This is a genomic window from Synechococcus sp. WH 5701 (assembly GCF_000153045.1).
Classification (GTDB): Bacteria; Cyanobacteriota; Cyanobacteriia; order PCC-6307; family Cyanobiaceae; genus Regnicoccus_A; species Regnicoccus_A antarcticus.
Genome location: NZ_CH724160.1, coordinates 435,717 through 458,317 on the forward strand (window position 1 = coordinate 435,717; position 22,601 = coordinate 458,317).

At 67.3% G+C, this 22,601-nt stretch carries 22 protein-coding genes; 11 read left to right on the top strand and 11 right to left on the bottom strand.

What is annotated here, in order from left to right; genetic code table 11:
- Positions 1 to 46: 46 nt before the first annotated feature.
- Both WH5701_RS12240 and argH read left to right on the top strand, forming a co-directional pair.
- The gene (locus WH5701_RS12240; RefSeq protein WP_006172732.1) at positions 47 to 1,411 is read left to right on the top strand and encodes a PP2C family protein-serine/threonine phosphatase; all 1,365 of its coding nucleotides are present in this window, start codon (positions 47 to 49) and stop codon (positions 1,409 to 1,411) included.
- A 56-nt stretch (positions 1,412 to 1,467) separates the two neighbouring features.
- Positions 1,468 to 2,880, top strand: coding sequence for an argininosuccinate lyase (gene argH, locus WH5701_RS12245; RefSeq protein WP_006172733.1), 1,413 nt, complete (start codon positions 1,468 to 1,470; stop codon positions 2,878 to 2,880).
- On the opposite strand, the gene dusA is transcribed toward argH, so the two are convergent.
- A complete protein-coding gene (gene dusA, locus WH5701_RS12250) occupies positions 2,877 to 3,887 on the bottom strand; it encodes a tRNA dihydrouridine(20/20a) synthase DusA (protein WP_050751541.1) in 1,011 nt (336 codons plus the stop codon). The genes argH and dusA overlap by 4 nt on opposite strands.
- Before the next feature lie 6 nt (positions 3,888 to 3,893).
- Between dusA and WH5701_RS12255 the strand changes: the two genes are divergently transcribed.
- Entirely contained in the window at positions 3,894 to 5,219 is a 1,326-nt protein-coding gene (locus WH5701_RS12255; RefSeq protein WP_006172735.1) for an NAD(P)/FAD-dependent oxidoreductase, read from the top strand.
- Here WH5701_RS12255 and WH5701_RS12260 read toward each other — a convergent pair.
- From WH5701_RS12260 to WH5701_RS12270, 3 genes are read right to left on the bottom strand one after another with little or no spacing between them, the layout of a single operon-like run.
- Complete coding sequence (locus WH5701_RS12260; RefSeq protein WP_006172736.1) at positions 5,184 to 6,584, bottom strand: type II secretion system F family protein; 1,401 nt, start codon at positions 6,582 to 6,584, stop codon at positions 5,184 to 5,186. The genes WH5701_RS12255 and WH5701_RS12260 overlap by 36 nt on opposite strands.
- 12 nt (positions 6,585 to 6,596) lie before the next feature.
- Positions 6,597 to 7,676 carry a type IV pilus twitching motility protein PilT gene (locus tag WH5701_RS12265; RefSeq protein WP_006172737.1) on the bottom strand — a complete coding sequence of 360 codons (1,080 nt, stop codon included), beginning with the start codon at positions 7,674 to 7,676 and terminating at the stop codon, positions 6,597 to 6,599.
- A 56-nt stretch (positions 7,677 to 7,732) separates the two neighbouring features.
- Positions 7,733 to 9,541, bottom strand: a complete 1,809-nt coding sequence (locus tag WH5701_RS12270) for a GspE/PulE family protein (protein ID WP_006172738.1) — start codon at positions 9,539 to 9,541, stop codon at positions 7,733 to 7,735.
- 102 nt (positions 9,542 to 9,643) lie between these two features.
- Here WH5701_RS12270 and grpE point away from each other — a divergent pair, with 102 nt between their 5' ends.
- The 4 genes from grpE to rsgA are packed head-to-tail and all read left to right on the top strand — an operon-like array spanning position 9,644 to position 12,781.
- Positions 9,644 to 10,360, top strand: a complete 717-nt coding sequence (gene grpE / locus WH5701_RS12275) for a nucleotide exchange factor GrpE (RefSeq protein ID WP_006172739.1) — start codon at positions 9,644 to 9,646, stop codon at positions 10,358 to 10,360.
- Positions 10,360 to 11,481, top strand: a complete 1,122-nt coding sequence (dnaJ, locus tag WH5701_RS12280; protein ID WP_006172740.1) for a molecular chaperone DnaJ — start codon at positions 10,360 to 10,362, stop codon at positions 11,479 to 11,481. Before grpE ends, dnaJ begins: the two co-directional genes overlap by 1 nt.
- A gap of 15 nt (positions 11,482 to 11,496) precedes the next feature.
- On the top strand, positions 11,497 to 11,790 hold the full coding sequence (locus WH5701_RS12285) for a sulfurtransferase TusA family protein (RefSeq protein ID WP_006172741.1): 294 nt from the start codon (positions 11,497 to 11,499) through the stop codon (positions 11,788 to 11,790).
- Positions 11,780 to 12,781 carry a ribosome small subunit-dependent GTPase A gene (rsgA, locus tag WH5701_RS12290; RefSeq protein ID WP_006172742.1) on the top strand — a complete coding sequence of 334 codons (1,002 nt, stop codon included), beginning with the start codon at positions 11,780 to 11,782 and terminating at the stop codon, positions 12,779 to 12,781. Before WH5701_RS12285 ends, rsgA begins: the two co-directional genes overlap by 11 nt.
- 22 nt (positions 12,782 to 12,803) lie before the next feature.
- On the opposite strand, the gene WH5701_RS12295 is transcribed toward rsgA, so the two are convergent.
- From WH5701_RS12295 to murC, 3 genes are read right to left on the bottom strand one after another with little or no spacing between them, the layout of a single operon-like run.
- Complete coding sequence (locus WH5701_RS12295; protein WP_006172743.1) at positions 12,804 to 13,139, bottom strand: YbaB/EbfC family nucleoid-associated protein; 336 nt, start codon at positions 13,137 to 13,139, stop codon at positions 12,804 to 12,806.
- Positions 13,140 to 13,160: 21 nt separating this feature from the next.
- A complete protein-coding gene (gene murB, locus WH5701_RS12300) occupies positions 13,161 to 14,114 on the bottom strand; it encodes a UDP-N-acetylmuramate dehydrogenase (RefSeq protein WP_006172744.1) in 954 nt (317 codons plus the stop codon).
- Between the two features lie 3 nt (positions 14,115 to 14,117).
- Complete coding sequence (murC, locus tag WH5701_RS12305) at positions 14,118 to 15,581, bottom strand: UDP-N-acetylmuramate--L-alanine ligase (protein WP_006172745.1); 1,464 nt, start codon at positions 15,579 to 15,581, stop codon at positions 14,118 to 14,120.
- A gap of 175 nt (positions 15,582 to 15,756) precedes the next feature.
- Here murC and WH5701_RS12310 point away from each other — a divergent pair, with 175 nt between their 5' ends.
- Entirely contained in the window at positions 15,757 to 16,779 is a 1,023-nt protein-coding gene (locus WH5701_RS12310; RefSeq protein WP_006172746.1) for a type I glyceraldehyde-3-phosphate dehydrogenase, read from the top strand.
- A 74-nt stretch (positions 16,780 to 16,853) separates the two neighbouring features.
- Here WH5701_RS12310 and thiL read toward each other — a convergent pair whose 3' ends face one another.
- Complete coding sequence (thiL, locus tag WH5701_RS12315) at positions 16,854 to 17,879, bottom strand: thiamine-phosphate kinase (RefSeq protein ID WP_006172747.1); 1,026 nt, start codon at positions 17,877 to 17,879, stop codon at positions 16,854 to 16,856.
- Positions 17,872 to 18,933, bottom strand: a complete 1,062-nt coding sequence (locus WH5701_RS12320) for a peptidylprolyl isomerase (RefSeq protein WP_006172748.1) — start codon at positions 18,931 to 18,933, stop codon at positions 17,872 to 17,874. Before WH5701_RS12320 ends, thiL begins: the two co-directional genes overlap by 8 nt.
- A gap of 214 nt (positions 18,934 to 19,147) precedes the next feature.
- Between WH5701_RS12320 and efp the strand changes: the two genes are divergently transcribed.
- A complete protein-coding gene (efp, locus tag WH5701_RS12325) occupies positions 19,148 to 19,708 on the top strand; it encodes an elongation factor P (protein WP_006172749.1) in 561 nt (186 codons plus the stop codon).
- 5 nt (positions 19,709 to 19,713) lie between these two features.
- Entirely contained in the window at positions 19,714 to 20,205 is a 492-nt protein-coding gene (gene accB / locus WH5701_RS12330; RefSeq protein WP_006172750.1) for an acetyl-CoA carboxylase biotin carboxyl carrier protein, read from the top strand.
- Positions 20,206 to 20,237: 32 nt separating this feature from the next.
- Here accB and pdxA read toward each other — a convergent pair whose 3' ends face one another.
- Positions 20,238 to 21,260, bottom strand: a complete 1,023-nt coding sequence (gene pdxA / locus WH5701_RS12335) for a 4-hydroxythreonine-4-phosphate dehydrogenase PdxA (RefSeq protein WP_037981067.1) — start codon at positions 21,258 to 21,260, stop codon at positions 20,238 to 20,240.
- A 123-nt stretch (positions 21,261 to 21,383) separates the two neighbouring features.
- A complete protein-coding gene (locus WH5701_RS12345; protein WP_006172753.1) occupies positions 21,384 to 22,346 on the bottom strand; it encodes a hypothetical protein in 963 nt (320 codons plus the stop codon).
- Positions 22,347 to 22,468: 122 nt separating this feature from the next.
- Here WH5701_RS12345 and WH5701_RS18650 point away from each other — a divergent pair, with 122 nt between their 5' ends.
- Positions 22,469 to 22,597: a hypothetical protein gene (locus tag WH5701_RS18650; RefSeq protein WP_255143852.1), complete on the top strand. Its 129-nt coding sequence runs from the start codon at positions 22,469 to 22,471 to the stop codon at positions 22,595 to 22,597.
- Positions 22,598 to 22,601 lie beyond the last annotated feature (4 nt).

Sequence of the window (22,601 nt, forward strand, 5' to 3'; positions counted from 1 at the left end):
TCGCCCCCTGCGGCCGCCTGTTAAGAGCCGCACGCCGCTAGCCCGCGTGCCCCTGCCACCGCCCCGGCCCCATCAGGCCCTCACGGCATCGGCTTCCCTGCGGCAACTGCTCGACAGCCTCAGCCGGGAGCAACGGCGCAACCAGGAGCTGCTGGCCTCGCTTGGCTTCGCCTTACGCAGCTTCACCAACCTGAACCGCTTCCTGGAGCTGGTTCCCCTGGTGTCCTCTCGCCTGGTGGGAGCTGAGGCCAGCCTTCTGGTGGTCTTCCACCCCGACGGACGCCTCTGGCGGGAGCACACCCAGGCCAGTCCTGCCTCCCGCAGCGGCGAACTGGTGCGCCTGCTGGGGGAGCTGGATCTGCCCGCTGGCCTGGCCGAGGAGGAGGAGGTCTCCCAGCTCGATCTGCAGGTGCGTCGTCTTCTGGGGGAAGTGCAGCTGTTCGGCACCTCCGTGGTGGCCCGTAACCGGGCCCGCGGACGCCTCTACGTCTTCGGCAGCGCCGAAGGCCTGACCTGGAGTGATGTCCACCGCCGCCACGTGCAGCTGGTGGCTGATCTCACGGGCGTGGCCATCGAAACCGAGATGCTGCAGGAGGACCGCCGCCGCCATGAGCGCCTCGATCGCCAGCTCAACACCGGTGCGGAGATCCAGGCGCAGCTGCTTCCCGACCACTGTCCGGTGATTGAGGGGGTGGAGCTGGCCGCCCGCTGCCGGCCGGCCTTTGAGGTGGGGGGCGACTACTACGACTTCATCCCGACCCGGCCCCAGCTCAGCGGACGCCGTCGTGAAACCTCGCGCTGGGCCCTGGTGATGGGCGATGTGATGGGCAAGGGTGTGCCCGCGGGCCTGCTGATGACCCTGCTGCGGGGGATGCTGCGGGCCGAGGTGCTCAGTGGCCATGCCCCCGACCGGATCCTGCACGACCTCAACGAACTGGCCCAGGAGGACCTGGCCCATTCACATCGTTTCGTCACCCTCTTCTATTCCGACTTCGATCCCCGCAGCCGCGTGCTCCGCTATGCCAACGCTGCCCACAATCCGCCGCTGCTGTGGCGGCACCAGCGCCACGGGGTGGAGCGGCTCGATGCTCCGGGCCTGCTGATCGGCCTGCAGCCGGAGGCCCAGTACGGCTGCGAACGCGTGCTGCTGGAGCCCGGTGATGTGGTCCTCTATTACACCGATGGGGTCAGTGAAGCCCTCGGTCTCACGGGTGAGCGCTTCGAAGAGGAGCGCCTGCAGCGGCACCTGGGAGAAGCCTGCCGGGCCGGCAAGAGCGCCCAGGGTGTTCTCGATGCCCTGTTCGAGCGGCTCGACCGCTTCGTGGGTGCTGACCGGCAGCTGAGCGACGATGCCTCGATGGTGGTGCTGAAGGTGCGTGAGGAGGTGATGCTCCCCACCCTGCCCGGCTGAGTGGGGACCCCAGGCTCGGATGCGAAGCTGACGCTTCGCGGCATGGTTCGGCTTCGATGGCGGCACAGGCTTCCCAACCGGCGCGATGGAGTGACCGTTTCGAGGAAGGGCTCCACCCGGTCATCGAGCGCTTCAATGCCTCGATCGGCTTTGACATCACCCTGTTGCAGCAGGACCTCGATGCCTCCGTCGCCCACGCCCGCATGCTCGGCCGCTGCGGGGTGATCAGCGTCGCTGAGGCGGATCAACTCATCGCGGCCCTCGAGACGGTTCGCGCCGAGGCGGCCGAGGGTCATTTCCGCCCAGGGGTGGAGGCCGAGGACGTGCACTTCGCCGTGGAGCACCGCCTGATCACCCTGATCGGCCCCCTGGGCAAGAAGCTGCACACCGGCCGCAGCCGCAATGACCAGGTCGGCACCGATCTGCGCCTCTGGCTGCGCCAGGCGATCGATGGCCTCGATGCCGGCCTGCGGCGCTTCCAGCAGGCCCTGCTCGACCAGGCGGAGAACCACCTGCACACCCTCATTCCCGGCTACACGCACCTACAGCGGGCCCAGCCCCTCTCCCTGGCCCACCACCTGCTGGCCTATGTGGAGATGGCCGAACGCGATCGGCACCGGCTTTCCGACGTGCGCCGCCGGGTGAACATCTCGCCCCTGGGGGCGGCGGCCCTGGCCGGTACGCCGGTGCCGATCGACAGGCGGCTGACGGCCGAGGAACTGGGCTTCGAGGCGATCTATGCCAACAGCCTCGATGCGGTCAGTGATCGCGACTTCGCCGTGGAATTCAGTGCCGCTGCCAGTCTGATCCTGGTCCACCTCAGCCGTCTCTCGGAGGAGGTGATCCTCTGGGCCAGCGAGGAGTTTGGCTTCGTGCGGCTCACTGACCGCTGCGCCACCGGCAGCAGCCTGATGCCCCAGAAGAAGAACCCCGACGTGCCCGAGCTGGTGCGTGGCAAGGCCGGCCGGGTGTTCGGTCACCTGATGGGCCTGCTCACGATGATCAAGGGGCTGCCCCTTGCCTACAACAAGGATTTCCAGGAGGACAAGGAAGCCCTCTTCGATGTGGTCCGCACCACCGCGGATTGCCTTGAGGCGATGGCGATCCTGCTGGAGGAGGGCATCCACTTCCGGCCCGAGCGGCTGGAGCAGGCCGTGGCGGCTGATTTCTCCAATGCCACCGATGTGGCCGACTACCTGGTGGCCCGTGGCGTTCCCTTCCGTGAGGCCTACCAGCTGGTGGGTGGGTTGGTGAAAACCTGCCTGGCCGAGGGGCTGTTGCTGCGGGATCTGCCCCTGGAGCGCTGGCGCCAGCTCCATCCCGCCTTCGAGGCGGACATCCACGCCGCGATCGAGCCGCGTCAGGTGGTGGCCGCCCGCCGCAGTGAGGGGGGCACGGGTTTCGAGCGGGTGGCCGAGCAGCTCAAGCGCTGCCGCGAGCGGCTCGGTCCCCAGGCCCCAGCCTCCTAAAGGCCTTGCTGTTCCAGGTCCTGGGCGGCAGCCTCCAGCACCTCTGGGCCCGCGCTGCGCTCCCCCGCACGCTCCCCCAGCCGGCGGCGCCAGTGCCGGGCCCCCGGCACCCCTTCCACCAAATGCACCAGGTGGCGGGCGATCGGCCAGAGCCGTCGGCCGGCCCCGCACCAGCGGCTGGCATGGGGAATCAGGCCCCGCACCACCGTTGAGGCCGAGGCCGGAGCTCGCTCCAGGCAGCCGAACAGCTCCTGGTCGACCGAGGCCCAGCGCAGGGGATGGTCGTAGGCGGCGCGCCCCACCATCACCCCATCCACCTGACCCAGGTGCTCCTGGCAGTTCTCCAGGCTCAGCAGGCCGCCATTCAGTTCGATCGTGAACTGGGGGCGATCCCGTTTGAGTTGATGCACCAGGTCGTGGCGCAGGGGCGGAATCGTGCGGTTCTGCTTCGGATCAAGGCCATGGAGCCAGGCCTTGCGGGCATGCACGCTGAAGCGGCTGGCGCCGGCGCCGGCCACCTTGTCCACGAAAGCCAGGAGCAGCTCATAGCTGTCCTGATCGTCGATGCCGATGCGGTGCTTGACCGTCACCGGCAGGGAAGAAGCATTCGCCATCGCCTCCACGCAGCGGGCCACCCGATCCGGGTCCGCCATCAGGCAGGCGCCGAACCGTCCCTGCTGCACCTTGGGGCTGGGGCAGCCCACGTTGAGGTTGATCTCGTCGTAGCCCCAGGCGGCCGCCAGTTGTGCTGATTCCGCCAGCAGCGCCGGATCGTCGCCCCCCAGCTGCAGGGCCAGGGGATGTTCCTGGGGATCGAAGTCCAGCAGCGTGTCGCGGCGGCCGTGGTGCAGGGCCTGGGCCACCACCATCTCGGTGTAGAGCAGGGCGCGACGGCTGATCTGCCGCATCAGCACCCGGAAGTGCCGGTCGGTGCAGTCCATCATCGGCGCCACACTGAAGCGGTAGGCCCCGGCAACGGGCGTCGTCGCGTTGTCTCCCTGCCCCATCCGCCCATGCTGCCTGTCGACTGGTCCCTGGTGGTCGCCGGGGGTGGGCCCGCCGGCTACATGGCGGCCATCACCGCCGCGGAGCAGGGGCTGGCGGGAGTGCTGCTGCTGGAGGCCACCCCCCAGCCGCTGGGCAAGGTGCTGATCAGCGGCGGTGGGCGCTGCAATGTCACCCATGCCTGCTGGGATCCCCTGGCCCTGGTGGGGCATTACCCCCGGGGGTCGAGGGCCCTGCGCGGGCCGTTCAGCCGCTTCGCACCCGGCGACTGTCTGGCCTGGTTTGCCGAGCGGGGACTGGAGCTGGTGGAGGAACCCGACGGCCGCCTCTTTCCCCGCAGCAACCGCTCCAGCAGCGTGGTGGCTGTACTTGAAGCGGCCGCTGCCGCCGCCGGGGTGACCGTCTGGAGGGGGGCCTCCCTGCGCCAGGTGGAGCCACGCGAGGGGTGTGGATTCAACCTGCGGCTGCGCCTGTCACCGGGACTGGCCCCTGCTGGGGCTTCCAGCGACCTCAGCGCCGCCCGCCTGCTGCTGGCCACGGGTGGCCATCCCAGCGGCCGCCAGCTGGCCAGCCAGTTGGGCCATGGCGTGGTGGCGCCGGTGCCATCCCTGTTCACCCTGGCCCTGGAGGCCAACCCCCTGGCCGCCCTGCGCGGGGTGGTGATGGATCCGGTGGGACTGGAGCTGCGGCTGCCTTCCAAGCGTTTTCGCGAGCGAGGACCACTGCTGATCACCGGCTGGGGGGTGAGCGGTCCAGCCACCTTGAGGCTCACCGCCTTTGCGGCCCGGGCTCTCAAGGAGAGCGGCTACCGCGCCGAGCTGCGCATTGACTGGAGTGGCGGCTGCTCTGCCGCTGAGCTGGCGGGTCGCTTCCAGACCGCCCGCGTCGAGCAGGCCCGCCGCCAGTTGCTCAATGCCCGCCCCTGGCCCGAGCTCAGCCGCCGGCTCTGGATCCACCTGCTGGAGCGCCATGGGGTGACTCCCGACCAGCGTTGGGCTGATCTGCGCCGGCGCGACGAGGACAGCCTGCTGGGCGCCCTGCGCTCCAGCACCTACGCGGTGGGCGGCCGCGGCCCCTTCGGTGAGGAATTCGTCACGGCCGGCGGCGTCACCCTGGGGGAGGTGAACCTGGCCACGATGGAGAGCCGAAAGCAGCCAGGGCTGTACTTCGCCGGCGAGCTGCTGGATGTGGACGGGGTCACCGGGGGCTTCAACTTCCAGCACTGCTGGACCAGCGGCTGGCTGGCCGGAGGCGCCATCGCCAGGGAGGCCCGCGAGGGGCTGCCGCTGGCGGTGCGCTCAGCGGATCTTGTCGAAGACCGAGAACATCGGTAGATACATGGCCACGAGAATCGCGCCCACGATGATGCCGACGATCACGATCATGATGGGCTCCAGGAGTGAGGTGAGCGCTTTGACAGCCACTTCAACCTCGTCTTCGTAGAAGTCGGCGACCTTGGAGAGCATGGCATCCATCTCTCCGGTCTCTTCGCCAATGGCCAGCATGCTGAGAGCCATTTCCGGAAAGACGTTCTTGCGGGAGAGGGCCACGCTAACGGGGATGCCATCCTGTATCTCCACTCGGCAGTCCTCGATCGTATCGGCAAAGATTGAATTTCTTGAGGTGTCTCGAACGATCTCCAGGCTCATCAGAATCGGCACACCGGCTTTGCTCAGTGAGCTGAAGGTTCGGCAGAATTGAGCAGTTTCGGTTTTCTGAATCAGGTCACCGAACAGGGGAATCTTCAGGATGAAGCCGTCAACTTTCCGCTTGCCCAGGGGAGTTTTGTAGAACCCGATGAACAGCCATCCGGCCAGGATCACAAAGGCGATCAGGAACAGGGAAAATGCCGAGCGAAGCAGGGCGCTCAGATTCACCATCATCTGGGTGAAGACAGGCAGCTCCGCGCCCAGCTGCTCAAAGATATCGGCAAAGGTCGGGATCAGGAAAATCGTCATCCCGAGGAACACGGCGATGGCGATCAGCAGCACGATGACCGGATAGGCCAGGGCTCCCTTGATCTGATTCTGAAGCTTGGCATTCTGCTCCAGCAACAGGGCCAGCCGTTTCAGGGTTTCATCGAGCACGCCTCCGAGTTCGCCCGCTTCGACCATCGCGATGGTGATCCGATCGAACACCTTGGGCCAGCGGCGCATCGCCACTCCAAGGCTAACCCCCTGACTCACATCGCTGGCGACGGCCTCAAGGGCCTGCCGGAAAATCGGTTTCTTCTGCTGCTTGGCCACCAGGGTGAGGCCTCGCACAATCGGGACGCCAGAATCCACCAGGGCCGAGAGCTTGCTGGCGAACAGCGCCTTTTCCCGGACATTGGGCCTGGCCTGGAACATCGTCCCCAGATCCCGGCTGAACAGACTGGCGCCCCTCTTGGCGCTCGCCTGCACCGAACGGGTGGAGGCGAGTGGCACCACGGAGGTGGCGGCGATGCCCCGGCGGCGCAGGTCCCGCTTGGCGCTGGCCAGGTCAGGGGCTTTCAGCTGGATCACCTTCTGCTGGCCCCGCTGGTTGGCGTAGGTGGCGGAGAAGACCGAAGCTGGTCCATCGGTTGCCGGTACCAGGGAGTGGGGGAGGATGCCCCGCCGGCGCAGGTCGCGGCGGGCCGTTGGTAGATCGTTGGCCTCAACCCGCAGCTCCCGCTGGTCCCCCCGGGTGCTGGTGTACGTGGCCAGAAAGGCAGGCATGGTGGATGCTGATCAGAGGAAGTTGCCGAGCAGCCGGTTCAACTCATCCGGCTTGGTGGAGTGGGTGCGGGCTTCCTCCAGGGCGATGTCCCCCTGCTTGACCATGTCGGCCAGGGCTTTCTCCAGGGTCTGCATGCCCAGCTGACCGCCGGTCTGAATCTGCGAATAGATCTGAGCTGTTTTCGCTTCGCGGATCAGGTTGGCCAGGGCCGGCGTGTTGATCATGATCTCCTGGGCCATCACCCGACCATAGTTGTGGCTGGAGGGTGAACTTCTGCGGCAGAGCGTCTGGGCGAAGATCGCCGCCAGGCTGCTGCTGAGCTGGGTGCGGATCTGGGCCTGCTGGCCCGCCGGGAACACATCCACCATGCGATCCACGGTCTGGGCGGCGGAACTGGTGTGCAGGGTGGCGAACACTAAGTGGCCGGTTTCTGCAGCGGTGATGGCCAGCTGAATCGTTTCCAGATCACGCATTTCCCCCACCAGAATCACATCGGGATCCTCCCGCAGGGCAGCCCGCAGGGCATTGCTGAAGCTTTTGGTGTCTTCATTGAGCTGGCGCTGATGGATCAGGCTCTTGTCATTGATGTAAGCAAACTCGATCGGATCCTCGATCGTGATGATGTGCTCGGCCCGGCTGTGGTTGATGTGATCGAGCAGTGAGGCCAGGGTGGTGCTTTTGCCCGATCCGGTCGGACCCGTCACCAGCACCAGGCCTGAAGGCCGCTTGGTGATGTCCACCACCACCGGAGGCAGGCCCAGCTCCTGGGGCGTGGGCACCTTGCTGTTCAGGGCCCGCATGGAGGCGGCATAGGTGCCGCGCTGGCTGAAGACATTGATGCGGAAGCGGGCCAGGCCGCGCAGGCCGTAGGAGCAATCGAGTTCCCAGGTCTGCTCCAGTTGTTTCCGCTGGGAGTTGGTGAGGATCGAGAAGATCATGCGGTTGCAGGATTCCTCGCTGAGGGCCTGCTCCCGCATCGGCCTGAGTTCCCCGTTGAAGCGTCCGTAGGGTTGCTGGCCGGCCGAGAGATGAAGGTCGCTGCCCTTCTGCTCGACCAGCTCTTCCATCAACTCCTCGATCTGGAGCTCCATCGGGACCATGCCGGGTTGATCTGGATTCTGAGTGCCGCTGAGATGGCCCGCAACACTCAGCGGCGGGGGGTCAGGCAATAGGGGCACTCCAGCCATTCATCCCTGAGGCCCGCCCCGCAGCCCTGGCAGGTCAAGGTGGTGAGGGCCTGGGCGCGCCGCTGGGATTCCAGTTCGGTGTCGGTGAGCAGCATCCGCTCCACTTCCTCGAGAGTGGTCTGGCCGTGGCGCACGAGTTCCAGGCCATAGACCAGCAGGGTTTTCATGCCGGTCTCGATCGAAAGATTGCGGATCACGTCGGTGCTGGCGCCCTTGGCGATGGCACTGGCGAGGTTGTCGTTGATCCTCAGCACTTCGTAGACGCCGATGCGGCCCTTGTAGCCCCGTCCCTGGCAGGTGGGACAGCTGCTGCCGTCGGCCCTGGGTCCCCGATTGGCTTTGTAGAAGGTGACCGACTGCTCCTGGCTGGCGAAGAGGCCGAAATGGCCCAGCTCTTCCTCCCCTGGGTGGTAGGGCACGCGGCACGACTCGCAGACCTTGCGCAGCAGCCGCTGGGAGACGATCCCGATCAGGGAGGCACTCACCATGAAGGGCTCCACGCCCATCTCGTTGAGCCGGGCGATGGCACTGGGCGCGTCGTTGCAGTGCAGGGTCGTGAGCACCAGGTGGCCGGTCAGGGCCGCCTCGATGGCGGTCTTGGCCGTTTCTCCATCGCGGGTTTCCCCCACCAGCAGCACGTCCGGGTCCTGGCGCATGAAGGCCCGCAGGGCGGTGCTGAAGTCGTAGCCCTTGTCGCGGTTCACCTGGGTCTGGGTGATGCCCTTGAGCATGTACTCGATCGGATCTTCGACGGTGGAGATGTTGATGCCGGGCTCGTTCCGTTCCGCCAGCAGGGAATAGAGCGTGGTCGACTTGCCTGACCCGGTGGGCCCCGTCACCAGCACCATCCCGAAGGGCCTCGAGCCCATCGATCGCACGGTGGCCAGGGTGGTTGGCTCGGTGATCAGTCGGTCGAGGCCCAGACGGGTGCTGCCGCTGTCGAGCAGACGCAGCACCACCTTCTCCCCCCAGCGGCCCGGCAGAGTACTCACCCGAAGTTCGATCGTGCGGCCGCGGAACATCCGGCGGATGCGCCCGTCCTGGGGCATCCGCCGCTCGGCGATGTCCAGTTCGGCCATGATCTTGAAGCGCGAGGTGACCGCCGGTGCCAGGCTCCTGGGCAGGTGTTCGACCGGATGCAGCACTCCGTCCTGGCGAAAGCGGATCCGCAGCCCGTCCTCCTCCGGCTCCACGTGGATGTCGCTCGACTCCGACTCCATCGCCTGGATCAGGATGCGGTTCACCAGGCTCACCACCGGTGAGGCGTTGGAGGCCTTCAGGCTCGCCTCCAGGTCCAGTTCCTGCTCCTCGGCAGCGGGTGCCTCCTCCAGGCGGTCTTCCAGGCTGAGGCCCTCCAGCAGGGAGAGTCCGTTGGGCTGGGAGGTCAGGGCGGTGTCCTCGCTGGGGCGATGGCGACGGTCGGCCATCTTCTGCTGCAGGGCCTCGCTGATCTCCTCCTGCAGCCCCAGGCGCAACTGCGGGGTGATGCCGTTGGCCAGCACCGCCTCCTCCAGTTGCTGGCGCTGCTGCTCCTGCCAGTGGCTGGGGATGGCGATCAAGAGCTGCTCTCCCTGGCGCACCAGGGGCAGGGCCACCCACTCCCGCCAGTGCTGGGCATCGATCCTGGGGCAGGCCTCAGCGGCCCGCGGATCGGCCTGCTGCAGGTCCACGGGGAGCAGCAGCTTCTCACCGCTGAGCAGCTCGGCCTCCAGGCGCCGCTGCTGGAGCGTTTCGGCCGCAGGGACCGGGCGTTTCGCCGAGAGGGTCATGGCCGGTGCGGGGCCGAAGGGATCAGGTGCGGGCTTCCGCCGCTTGTGGGAGGAGCCCGTCGACCATCAACATGTTTAGGACCGATCGGCGTTGCAGTCAGCATGAGCGGCGAAGCCACTCCCTTCCCACAGGATCCCTCCGCCGGGGCGGACTCCCTGATTCAGGACCTTGACCAGGCGGGGGAGGACTCTCCGGCCGCCACCGGCGCCCCTGAGCCGGCTTCCAGCGATCCGCCGGCCGAGGCAGTCGCCGGTGGCGAGGCGGACGGGGAGCCCCTGGCCCAGCGACTGTCCGCTGAACTCGAGACCCTCCGGCGTGAGCACGAGACCCTGCGCGGTCAGTACATGCGCATCGCCGCCGACTTCGACAATTTCCGCAAACGCCAGAGCCGCGATCAGGACGACCTGCGTCTGCAGATCGCCTGCTCCACCCTCAGCGAGATCCTGCCCGTGGTCGACAACTTCGACCGCGCCCGCCAGCAGCTCGATCCCCAGAGCGAGGAGGCCCTGAGTCTCCACCGCAGCTATCAGGGCCTCTACAAGCAGCTGGTGGATGCCTTCAAGCAACTGGGTGTGGCCCCGATGCGGGTGGAGGGTGAACCGTTTGATCCCAACCTGCATGAAGCGGTGCTGCGGGAGCCCAGTGACCTGGTGAGGGAGGACATGGTGATCGAGGAACTCCAGCGCGGCTATCAGCTGAACGGGCGCGTGCTGCGCCATGCTCTGGTGAAAGTCTCGATGGGACCGGGTCCCGGGGCCTCGGAGGGGGTCGCGCCCCTGGCCCAGGACGGGACAGTGGGTGGTGAGGAATCCAGCTGATGGCCGAGTACTACGACCTGCTGGGGGTGTCCCGCGACGCAGACGCCGACACCCTCAAGCGGGCCTACCGACGTCTCGCCCGCCAGTACCACCCCGACATCAACAAGGAGCCCGGCGCGGAGGACCGCTTCAAGGAGATCGGCCGGGCCTACGAGGTGCTCAGTGATCCCCAGACCCGGGCCCGCTACGACCAGTTCGGTGAAGCGGGTGTCTCCGGTGCCGGAGCCCCCGACATGGGCGACATGGGAGGGTTCGCCGATCTCTTCGAGACGTTCTTCAGTGGTTTCGGCGGTGCCGCCGCTGGCGGCGGAGCCGGAGGTGGCCCCCGCCGTCGTGGTCCCCGCCAGGGGGACGACCTCCGCCTCGATCTCAGCATCAGCTTCAACGAGGCGGTCTTCGGCCAGGAGAAGGAGGTACAGATCCGTCACCTGGAAACCTGTGCCACCTGCCAGGGCAGCGGCGCCAAGAGCGGCAGCGGCCCTACCACCTGCGGCACCTGCGCTGGTCAGGGTCAGGTGCGCCGGGCCACCCGCACCCCCTTCGGCAGCTTCACCCAGGTCGCCCCCTGCCCCACCTGTGAGGGAAGCGGCCAGGTGATCGCTGACCCCTGCGGCGCCTGTGGCGGCCAGGGGGTCCAGCAGGTGCGCAAGAAGCTGCGGATCACGATCCCCGCCGGTGTCGACTCCGGCACCCGCCTGCGCGTGGCTGGCGAGGGCAATGCCGGCCAACGCGGCGGTCCCGCTGGTGACCTCTACGTGTACCTGTTCGTTCAGGCCCACGACAAGCTGCGTCGCGACGGGATCCACATCCATTCCGATGTGACGGTGAACTACCTCCAGGCGATCCTCGGCGACACGATCGAGGTGGACACGGTGGATGGGGCAGCCACCCTGGAGATTCCTGCGGGCACCCAACCCGGCACCACCCTCACCCTCACGGGCAAGGGCATTCCGAAGCTGGGCAACCCGGTGGCCCGGGGCAACCACCTCTTCAACGTGAAGGTGCAGGTGCCCACCAAGCTCAGCAGCCACGAACGGGAGCTGCTCGAGGAGCTGGCCGGTCACCATTCCACCAAGGATCACCCCCACAAGAGCGGCCTGTTCGGCGGGCTGTTCGGTTAGCCCCATGGCCCGCCTGTGACCAGCAGCCCTCCATCGGGGACCCCGCCGGCGGAACCCACCCTGCGGCTCGATCTGCGCGGCACCCCCTGCCCCCTCAACTTCATCCGCAGCCGCCTGGCGCTTGAGAGGATCGCGGCGGGTGAATGGATGCAGCTCGAGCTCGATGCCGGCGAACCCGAGTTGATGGTGGCTGAGGGGCTGCGCCAGGAGGGCCACCGGGTCGAGCGGGTGACCGGGGCCAACCCTGAACCCCACGAAGCTGCTGGCCAGGAGGGGGTCCGCTTGTGGATCCGCCGCCATGGGGACTGAAGCCGAGGCCAGGGCTGACGGGGGCAAGGCGATGGTCAAGGGTCTGGTCACCGCGATTCAGGCCAACTTCTGCCAGGTGAGCCTGGAGATCCCAGGCCCCAGCGGACTGGATCAGCTGCTCTGCACTCGGCGCAGCCGGCTGGGTCAGGCGGGTGAGCGCATCCACGTGGGCGATCGGGTGGGGCTGGAGGGCATCGACTGGCCGGCGGGTCGTGCCGCCGTGGGTGATCTCCTGCCGCGCACCAGCCTGCTGGGCCGGCCACCGGTGGCCAACTGTGACCGGATCGTGGTGGTCATCGCGATGGCCGATCCGGTCCCGGATCCTGAGCAACTCAGCCGTTTTCTGCTCACTGCCGAGCACAGCGGTCAGCCGGTGCAGGTGGTGTTCTCCAAGCTGGATCTGGTCCCTCCCGATCAGCTCGAGCGCTGGCGGCAACGACTGAGGAGCTGGGGCTATGACCCGATCGCGGTCAGCACGGCCAGCGGTGAGGGATTGGCCTCACTGAAGGAGCGGCTTGCCCAGCCGGGAATCTCCGTGGTCTGCGGTCCGTCCGGGGTGGGCAAGAGCAGTCTGCTCAATGCGCTGGTGCCCGCCCTGGCCCTGCGGGTCGGCACGGTGTCGGGTCGGCTCAGGCGCGGACGCCACACCACCCGGCATGTGGAGCTCTTCCCGCTGGCCCCCGGGGCCCTGATTGCCGATACCCCTGGCTTCAACCGGCCCGAGCTGCCCAGCGATCCCGCTGTTCTGCCGGCCCTTTTCCCGGAGATCGCCGCAGCCCTGCGGGAGGGTCCCTGCCGCTTCAGCAACTGCCAGCACCGTGGTGATCCCGGTTGCCAGGTGGGGACCGCCTGGGACCGCTACGCCTATTACGCCGGCGGCCTGGCGGAGTTGCAGCAGGCCAGCAGCGCGGCCCTGGAAACCCGCGCCCAACGGCCCCCTAGCCGGCCCTCCCGTCGCCGTCAGCGCCAGCAGGCTCCTGATCTGGGCTGAACCTGAACCACGGGCAGCAGCCTCAGCCCCCCAGACCGGGCAGGTTCAGGCCGCCGGTGAGTTCTTCCATCCGCTCCTTCATCGTGCCGGTGGAGACGTCGTAGGCGGCCTTGAGGGCCTCGAGGGTGGCGGCCTCGGTGGCCTCCGCGCCATCGGTCAGTAGCTCGGGGGACAGCCGCACCTTGAGCGGCTGCTGGTTGCCGGTCAGCCAGACGCTGGCCCGGCCATCGGCGCTGCTGCCCTCCAGTTCCATGGCGTCGAGTTCGTCCTGGAGCTTCTGGGCGTCCTGCTGAATCTGCTGGGCCTTGCGGAAGGCTTCGGTCAGCTGTCCGAAGTTGGGTAGTCCGAAGCCGGCCATGCAGGAATCAAGAGCGCCGATTCAGGCTACGGCCTCCCCTTCGAAGCTCAGGCTCCTCACCCCGGTGGCAGGGGCCGGGAAGTGGCCCAGACGCTTCACTTCGGTGTGGAGTTCGATGCCGTGGGCGCTGAAGACGCGCTGCTGGACCAGCTGGATCAGCTGGTCGATGTCATGGGCGCAGGCGCCGCCGGTGTTGACGATGAAATTGGCGTGGATCGGCGAGACCATGGCTCCCCCGAGCGCCAGACCCTTGAGCCCGAGCTGCTCGATCAACTGGCCGGCTTTGCGGGGCTCGGGGTTGCGGAAGACGCTGCCGCAGCTGGGCTGTTGGTAGGGCTGGCTGCTGGTGCGGCTGGAGAGGTTGGCGCTGGTACGCCGGCTGATCTCAGCTGGATCATGGCCCGAGCTGAGGCGGAACCGGGCCGAGAGCACCAGCAGGGGTTCCCGCTGCAGCCGGCTGTGGCGGTAGGCGAACTCCAGCTCACTGCCCTGCAGAACGAAGGGGCTATCCCCCCCGTTGGGATCGAGCACCGTGACCTCCTGGAGCCAGTCCGCCGTGCAGCCCCCCTGGGCGCCAGCGTTCATCACCGCGGCCCCACCCACGGTGCCGGGGATGCCCACCGCCCACTCCAGACCACTCAGGCCAGCGCGGGCTGCCTTGCGCGCCAGGGTGGGGATCGGCTCCCCGGCCTGGGCCTCCACCAGGCCCGTGGCCGCATCGATCACGCTGCCCTGCAGCCTGCGGTTGCAGAGGGTGAGCCCCTCAAGTCCGCCGTCGCTGATCAGCAGGTTCGAGCCCGCTCCGATCAGGCGCAGGGGGAGCGTTTCGGCCCGGGCCCAGCGGGCCAGGGCCATCAGTTCGTCGCTGCTGGCCGGCTCGGCGAACCATTCAGCCGGTCCTCCCACCTTCCAGGTGGTGTAGTCGGCCAGGGTTATCTGGCTCAGGGCTGGCTCGTGGGCCGGGGTGAGGGGCACGGCTCAGGCGGCCAGGCGGGCAGCGGGAGCATCCGGCGCATCGGGCGGCTTCAGCTCGGCAAGGGCCTGGAGGCGAGACCAGAGGCCGTTCACATCGCCCGCTCCCATCACCAGCACCAGATCACCGGGCTGGCTGCGGCGCACCACCTGTTCAGCCAGCTGCTCCAGCGTTGCGCTCACCCTCAGTGGCAGGTCAGGGCGGAGTTGCTGCAGGCGATTGGCCAGGGCCTGACTGTTGACACCGGGGATGGGAGCTTCTCCAGCGGCGTAGAGCGGGGCGAGGAGCACCGTGTCGGCGAGAGCGAGGGCAGCGGCGAAAGCATCCATGAATTCGGCGGTGCGGCTGAAGCGGTGGGGCTGGAACACGGCCACCAGCCGTTGGGGCACCTCTGGCAGAGGGCTGCGGCCGCTGGTCACCATCAGGCGGGCCATGTGCAGAGTGGCCTCCACCTCACTGGGATGGTGGGCGTAGTCGTCGACCACCTGGCGGCCGGCCCAGCGGCCCCGGAAGTCGAAACGGCGCCCGGGGGAGCGAAGGGTTCTCATCGCCGTGGCCAGGGCGCCGAAGGGCACACCCTCCAGGCGGCAGGCCGCCAGGGCGGCGGTGGCATTGCTGAGATTGTGGCGGCCGGGCAGGGGCAGGCTGAAGCGCCCTACCAGCTCTCCATTTTCGTAAAAGTCGGCCATGGTGCCTTCGCCGTGCTCCTCCACCGCCAGGGCGGCGAACTCCACCCCTTCGCTGCGCTCGATCGACCACCAGGCTCCGGGTTGAAAATGCTGGCGCAGCACCGGACAGTCGGCATTGGCGAGCAGGGAGCCGCAGCCGGCGGCGAAGCGCTGGAGCGTCTGGATCAGAGCCTCGAGATCGGGGTAGTGGTCGGTGTGGTCGAGCTCGAGGTTGGTGATCAGCCCGAGGCTGGATCTGAACTTCACCAGGGAGCCATCCGACTCATCGGCCTCGGCCACCAGCACCCGGCCGCGGCCACTGCGGGCGTTGCTCTGAAACGCGGGCACGATGCCACCAATCACGGCGGTGGGGTCCTGGTCGGTGGCCGCCAGCAGGGTGGCGATCAGGGTGCTGGTGGTGGTCTTGCCGTGGCTGCCGGCCACGGCGATCGAGGGCTGAGCGTTGATCAGGGCCGCCAGCACGTCGGAGCGGTGACAGATGGTCAGGCCGGCTTCGCGGGCTGCCATCAGCTCGGGATTCTCCGCCGGAACCGCCGTACTGATCACCACCAGCGCTGAGGTGACCCCATCACGGTTCAGAGTCTCGATCGTTTCTGCGTCCTGGTGGGCGAACACCCGCACACCACGGCGGCGCAGGGACTCGAGCACAGGACTGTCACGCGGGTCGGATCCGCTCACCTGAAAACCACGGTCGGCCAGGATTCCAGCCAATGCCGACATGCCAATGCCGCCGACCCCGATGAAGTGGAGGGGGGCACGGTGGTCGAGCAGCGGTGCCAAAGGCGTCTCCATGCGGACCCGAAGGTAGGTGTTGACGCTGCGCTTGTCTCTCCCCATTTAACGCTTGTTTGGCTCCGCGAAAGAATCCACTACCGGAGCGGCTCCAGGAGGGGGAGACCATTTCTGTATGATCGGCAGCCAAACTCCCCTTGTCAACGGGTTTCCCGTCCCTGCCATGACCCTGCGTGTTGCGATCAATGGATTCGGCCGGATCGGTCGCAACTTCATGCGTTGTTGGCTCAGTCGTGGCGAAAACACCGGGATCGAGGTGGTCGGCCTGAACGACACTTCTGATCCGCACACCAATGCCCATCTGCTCGAGTACGACTCGATGCTGGGCAAGATTCGTGACACCGAGGTGGGTTACACCAAAGACACCATCACGGTTAACGGCAAGCCAATCAAGTGCTTCTCCGATCGCAATCCTCTCAACCTTCCCTGGAAGGACTGGGGAGTTGATCTGGTGATTGAAGCCACAGGGGTGTTCATTGATACGGAGGGCGCCGGCAAGCACATCAAGGCCGGCGCCAGCAAGGTACTGATCACGGCTCCAGGCAAGGGTGAAGGTATCGGTACGTTTGTCGTCGGGGTCAACGACGATCAGTACCGCCACGACGACTACAACGTGATCAGCAACGCCAGCTGCACCACCAATTGCATGGCACCCCTGGTCAAGGTTCTGGATCAGGCCTTCGGCATCGTCAAGGGCACGATGACCACCACTCACAGCTACACCGGTGACCAGCGCATTCTTGATGCCAGCCACCGTGATCTTCGCCGCGCCCGCGCCGCCGCCATCAACATCGTCCCCACCTCCACCGGTGCCGCCAAAGCCGTCGCTTTGGTGTATCCGCCGATGAAGGGCAAGCTGAACGGCATCGCCATGCGCGTGCCCACCCCCAACGTGTCGGTGGTGGACCTGGTGATTGAAGTGAGCCGCGGCACCACCCGCGAGGAGGTCAACGCCGTGCTCAAGCAAGCCTCGGAGAATGGCATGAAGGGCATCATCAAATACTCTGATCTGCCGCTGGTTTCCTCCGACCATGCCGGTACGGATGAATCCACGATCGTGGATGCCGATCTCACCTTGGTGATGGGCGACAACATGGTCAAGGTCATCGCCTGGTACGACAACGAGTGGGGCTACAGCCAGCGGGTGGTCGATCTGGCCGAGCTGGTGGCCAAGAACTGGAAGTGAGTTCTGCTCCCTGAGCTCTTCGTGTTGGGCCGTCCCTCCTCCGGGGCGGCTTTTTCATGGCCCAGTGCAATAACTCAGTGAAAATGTGTGAAGCTTCCGTCGGCGTCCGCGAGGGGCGAACCGTCGCCGGCCCAGCGCAGAATCCCTGAGCCCGGGGTCAGTGATCCGATCCGGCGGGTCCCGGGCAGGGCCTGGATCAGCTGCCGGGCCCAGCCGGGATCAAGGGCCAGCACAAGTTCGAAATCTTCACCGCCGTTCAGGCACCAGGCTTCGGCGATGGCCAGGGCCGCCATCTCCGGGTCGAGCGGAAGGTCCCGGCGCTCCAGCAGAGCGTCGCAGCCGCTCCCCTGGGTCAGGGTCTTCAGCGCCGCCGCCAGTCCATCGCTGCTGTCGGTGCCGGCCACCCTCCAGGGACTGCCCACAGGCCGGGATGAGGCCAGCGCGGCCACGGCATCCAGCCGGGGCCGCGGCCTGCGGTGCGCCTGAACGGCCCGCTCCAGCAGGGCTGGGCCGGCTTGGCGCCAGTTGGGAGCCGCCGGCGGGGTCGGGATCTCCTGCAGCAGCGCCGCAAGGCCCAGGCGGCTGAGACCATGGGGTCCCGTGCTCACCAGGGCATCACCGGGGTAACCATCCCGACGCCGGATCGGCCCGTCCGCTCCGAGCCGCCCCAGGGCTGTGACTGCGAGAAGCCGCTGGCCGCCGCCGCTGCAATCGCCCCCCAGCAGCGTGCCGCCATAGCACCCCAAAGCAGCGCTCAGCCCCTGGTACACCCCCTCCACCCAGGCCCAGGGGGTGGCTGCGGGAGCCACCAGGGCCACCGTCAGCCCCAGCACCTCCCGGCAGCCCATGGCCGCGAGGTCCGAGAGGTTGGCCGCCGCCGCCCGCCAGCCCACATCGGCGGCGGTCATGGTGGCGTCGCTGAAATGGACTCCCTCCACCAGCACATCGGTATTGACCACGAGTGTCCGCTCCGAGCGGCCATCCAGCAGAGCGGCATCATCGGCGAACTGACCGGGGGGAGCGAAGGCTCCGAGGCGCTCGATCAGCTCCCATTCCCCCAGGTCGGCGAGGGTCGGCGCCAGGCCGGAGCCCTCAGCCATGGGGCCGCAGGTTGTCGGCCCCCTCCACCACGGTCGCCTTGACAATGCCGTCGTCGGCGGTGAGCTCCTGGAGCACATCGAAGCCCTCGACCACGTAGCCGAAGGCGGCATAGCGGCCGTCGATCAGATTGAGGCCCGCCGGGGTGAGTTCCGCCTCGAACAGGAAGAGGAAGAACTGGGAGGAACCATCGTCGAGGGCGGTGTCGGAGTGCGCCCAGCCCAGGGTTCCCTTGGTGGCGAAAGGCAGAACCGGTGTGGCCTTGAACAGGCCGAGATCCTCAAAGGTCTGGTTGTAGAAAGGCTTGCTCTGACCCGGCACCATGATCTCAAGGGGCACCTTCCGCTCCTGGCCGGAGGTGTTCACATAGCCGCTGGCGGCTCCTTTCGGATCACCGGTCTGCAGGACGTAGAAATCTTCGGCGCGGATGAAGGGGAGGTTGTCGTAGAAACCCCGCTGCACCAGGTCGATGAAGGCTCCGGCGGTCAGTGGTGCGTTGTAGCCATCCACCACGGCGATCAGGTCGCCTTTGGTGGTGGTGAGCTTCACGGTGGCGCGACCCAGCAGCCTGGGCAGGTCGGCGAACTCTGCCGGAATTTCGAACGGGAACGGCCCCACCAGCAGTGCTTCCGCTTCTCCGATGGTGCTCAGGGCCCGGCGGCGGGTGGTCAGGAAGACATCGCGATCCTGCCGCTCGGCGGCCTCGGCCACGGACTGCAATTCGGATTCGAGGCGGTCGAGCAGGGCCGTGGCCTGCTCGCGCTGCTCGCTCTGGTAGGCCGCCAGCAGGGCGGAGCGCCGGCTGCTCAGCTGCGCCTGGGCTTTGCGGGCCGTGCCGGTGAGAGCACTCCAGCGCTTGGCACGCAGGTCGTCGCTGCTGTCTTCAAGGCGATGCTGCAGCTTCTGAAGATCCGGCTGCTCGATCGGCAAAGCATTGCGCAGCAAGGCGGTTGGATCGGTGACGGCGTTCCCCGGCGGCAGGGCAGCCGCCACCGGGCTGACCGGGCCGAAGCAGGCGCCGCCGGCAAGCACCAGCGCCATCAGCAGCAGCGTCATGGCCCGCCAGGGGTTCCGGCGCTGCTCTCTGAGCTGCTGTTCCTCTGGCCGGGGGGCTTGCTGTTGCTGAGAACTCCTGTTCATGGCTGTCCCTGCCGGTCTCCGGGCGTTCTGCCGTTCTTCGGACTTTGGCACAGCTTGCCGGGGCCCAGAGCCAGTCTCAGAGGGGGGTTCAACGGCCAGCCGTACAATCCCGCTCACCCGTTCCGCCGGAATGATCTCGAGCAACGACTTCCGAACTGGCACCACCATCGAGCTCGATGGACAGGTCTGGAGGGTCGTTGAGTTCCTGCACGTCAAGCCTGGTAAGGGATCAGCCTTCGTGCGAACCAAGCTCAAGGCCGTGCAGAGCGGCAGCGTGGTTGAGAAGACCTTCCGCGCCGGCGAAACCCTCGCCCAGGCCCAGCTGGAGAAATCCACCCTGCAACACACCTACATGGAGGCCGAGGAGTACGTCTTCATGGACATGGCCACTTACGAGGAGACCCGCCTCACCGCCAAGCAGATCGGTGACGGGCGCAAGTACCTCAAAGAAGGTATGGAGGTGAACGTGGTGTCCTGGAACGGCTCTCCCCTGGAAGTGGAGCTTCCCAACTCCGTGGTGCTCGAGGTCACCCAGACCGACCCGGGCGTCAAAGGTGACACCGCCACCGGCGGGACCAAGCCCGCCATCGTCGAGACCGGTGCCCAGGTGATGGTGCCCCTGTTCATCACCATTGGCGAGAAGATCAAGATCGACACGCGCAACGACAGCTATCTCGGCCGGGAGTCCTGATCGCCATGCAGCTCGACAACGACCAACTGCACAACCTGCTCATCTTCCTGGAGCAGAGCGACATCCAGGAGTTGAAGCTCGAAGGTGACGATTTCCGCCTGGAGGTGCGTCGCAACCTGCCGGCCCCAGCAGCGCTTGCCCCAGCTCCGGCCCCGCTGCCCTCCCCCGTGGTGGCGCCTGCCGCTCCGGCGCCAGGTTCCGCCGGGGTCACGGCCCCGTCCAGCCCGCCGCCGGCCCCATCTGCGCTGCGGGCCGATCTTGTCGACATCACGGCTCCGATGGTGGGGACCTTCTACCGTTCCCCCTCGCCTACCGATCCCCCCTTCGTCGAGATCGGCAGCCGCATCAGTGTCGGCCAGCCCGTGTGCATCCTTGAGGCCATGAAGCTGATGAACGAGCTGGAGGCCGAAGTCAGCGGTGAGCTGGTGGAGATCCTGGTGGATAACGGCACACCAGTGGAATTTGGTCAGGTGCTGCTACGGGTCAAGCCCGCCTGAATTCGCCGGTCCTGAGCCGCGCCGGTTGTGGCTCAGCCCAGCTCCCATGCCGTTTCCAGGGCCGCCACCATGCTGTCGGCGCGGGCCAGACCTGAACCGGCAATGTCGAAGCCGGTGCCGTGATCCGGTGAGGTGCGCAGGAAGGGCAGCCCCAGGGTGGTGTTCACAGCGGCATCGAAGGCGAGCAGCTTGACCGGGATCAGCCCCTGATCGTGATACAGGGCCAGGTAACCGTCGGATCCCTGTCCGTCGCCCCGCCAGGCCGCGGCCGCCCCAAGCCAGCAGCTGTCCGGCGGTAGTGGCCCACGCACCGTCACGGTGGGGTGCCGCTGCCGCCAGCTCTCCAGCAGAGGAATCAGCCAGTCCTGCTCCTCAGTTCCCAGCTGGCCGCCTTCGCCGGCATGGGGATTCAGACCGGCCACCGTCAGGCTGGGCTGGGGCTGGAAGCGCCGGCAGAACGCCAGCAGCATCTCCAGCTGATGCTCCACCAGGGCGGGGGTGAGGGCCTGGGGCACCTGGGCCAGGGGGATGTGGGTGGTGGCCAGCAGTGTGTTCAGCCGCCAGCTGCCCCCTGGTGAGCGAGCGGTGAACAGCATCGAGGCCTGCTTCCGCCCGCAGAGTTCCGCCAGCCGCTCGGTCTGACCTGGGTATCGATGGCCGGCGGCATGCCAGGCGTGTTTGGCGATCGGCGCCGTGGTCAGGGCCCCGGCCTGGCCGCTGAGCACCAGATCCACCGCCGCATTCAGCCAGGCAAAGCTGGCGGCACCACTGGCTGCGCTGCCCTGGCCCGGGATGATCCCTTCCTGCAGGGGTCTGTCCAGGATGGGGTAGGCACCTGGATCCGCCAGCGGCGTCGCGCTGCGGTCGCGCAGGTCCATATAGGTCTGCTCCAGCCAGCGGCGGCAGCCCACCAGCACCACATTCACCGCCGCACCCCGCGCCTGCAGGGCCGCCAGGGACTTGAGGGTCACCTCGGCACCGATGCCGGCGGGATCCCCCAGGGCCAGGGCGATCACCCCTTGTTTAGCGTTGCTGCCAGTGGCCTCGAGAGTCATGATCCGCTGGTTGCTTCTGGGGGGACTGGTGCTGGGCCTGGCTCAGGGGTTGCAGAAGAAGTGGATTGTGATCGACTGGTGTCGCCTGAAGGGTGACCTGAACATTCCCAGCCTCACCAATCTTCAGCCGCTGGCCGCGCCGGTGTGCCCTGAGGAGGTGGAGCCAGCCCCTCGCTGAACGGCCTGTTCCTCCAGCAGGGAAGCCCTGAATCCTTCCCGGTAGCTGGGATAGCGCAGCCGGTAACCGAGCTCGACGCTCAGCCGCCTGTTGCTGGTCCGCCGGTTCTCGCTCCAGAAGCTGCGGGCCATTGGACTGAGGCTCTCCTGGATCCGCCCATAGGACTCCACCTCAGGTAGTTTGCAGTTCAGCAGGTGGGCGGCGTAGCCCAGGGTTTCACTTGAAGGGCAGGGCCTGTCATCCGCCACGTTCAGTAGTGCCGGCCTCTGGGCACTGGGCAGGGCGAGGTTGTGCAGCAGAGCACCAGTGATGTCATCGACGTGGATGCGGCTGAACACCTGGGCGGGTTTGTGGATCAGGCGGCTGCTGCCGGCGCGCAGGCCGTTGAACGGGCAGCGTCCCGGCCCGTAGATCGCCGGCAGGCGGAACACCTGCAGGGGTAGACCACTGGCCTCCCAGGCCTGTTCGCAGGCCAGCCTTGCCCGGCTGCGGGCCAGTCCCGGTGTGGGGGAATCGCTTTCCTGGACCCAGGCGCCGCCGCGATCGCCATAGACCCCGGAGGTGGAGAGGTAGCCCAGCCATTGCAGCGGCAGGCCGGCCAGGATCGGGCCGAGGCTTTCCAGTACCGGATCCTTGCCGTCACGGCCAGGGGGAACCGTCACCAGCACATGGGTCACGTTCTCCAGGGCTGCGGGCTCGATTCCCGGCCTGAGCTCGCTGGCGAAGGCCACTGAGCTGATCCCCTCCCCGAGCACGGGATGGCCATCGGGGCGGTGGCTGATCAGCACCGGCATGCCAGTGGCGGCCACAGCCGAGGCGAAGCGCTGGCCGCTGTAGCCGCCCCCCAGCACCAGCATCCGGCCGGAGGCCCCCTTCCAGGGGCTGCGGTTGACAACAGCACTCACCATGAGTACACCTGTATCACTGCTCGATTCCATTGATGGCCGCCTCCTGCTTCTCTACACCCCGTCTTCTCCCCGCGAGCCTGGGCCGCCCAGGCCGGGTCCGTCCGTGGAGCCTCCCCCGTGCCTTGGGGGCTCTTCCACTGTTGGTGGTGGCTCTCGTGCTCACGGCCGCCCTGGTGGCTCCCGAACAGCCCGAGCAGCTCGCGGCCGTCTGCGAGCGCCACAACGGGCCAGCCGCCTGCCGCGTCTGGTGAAGGG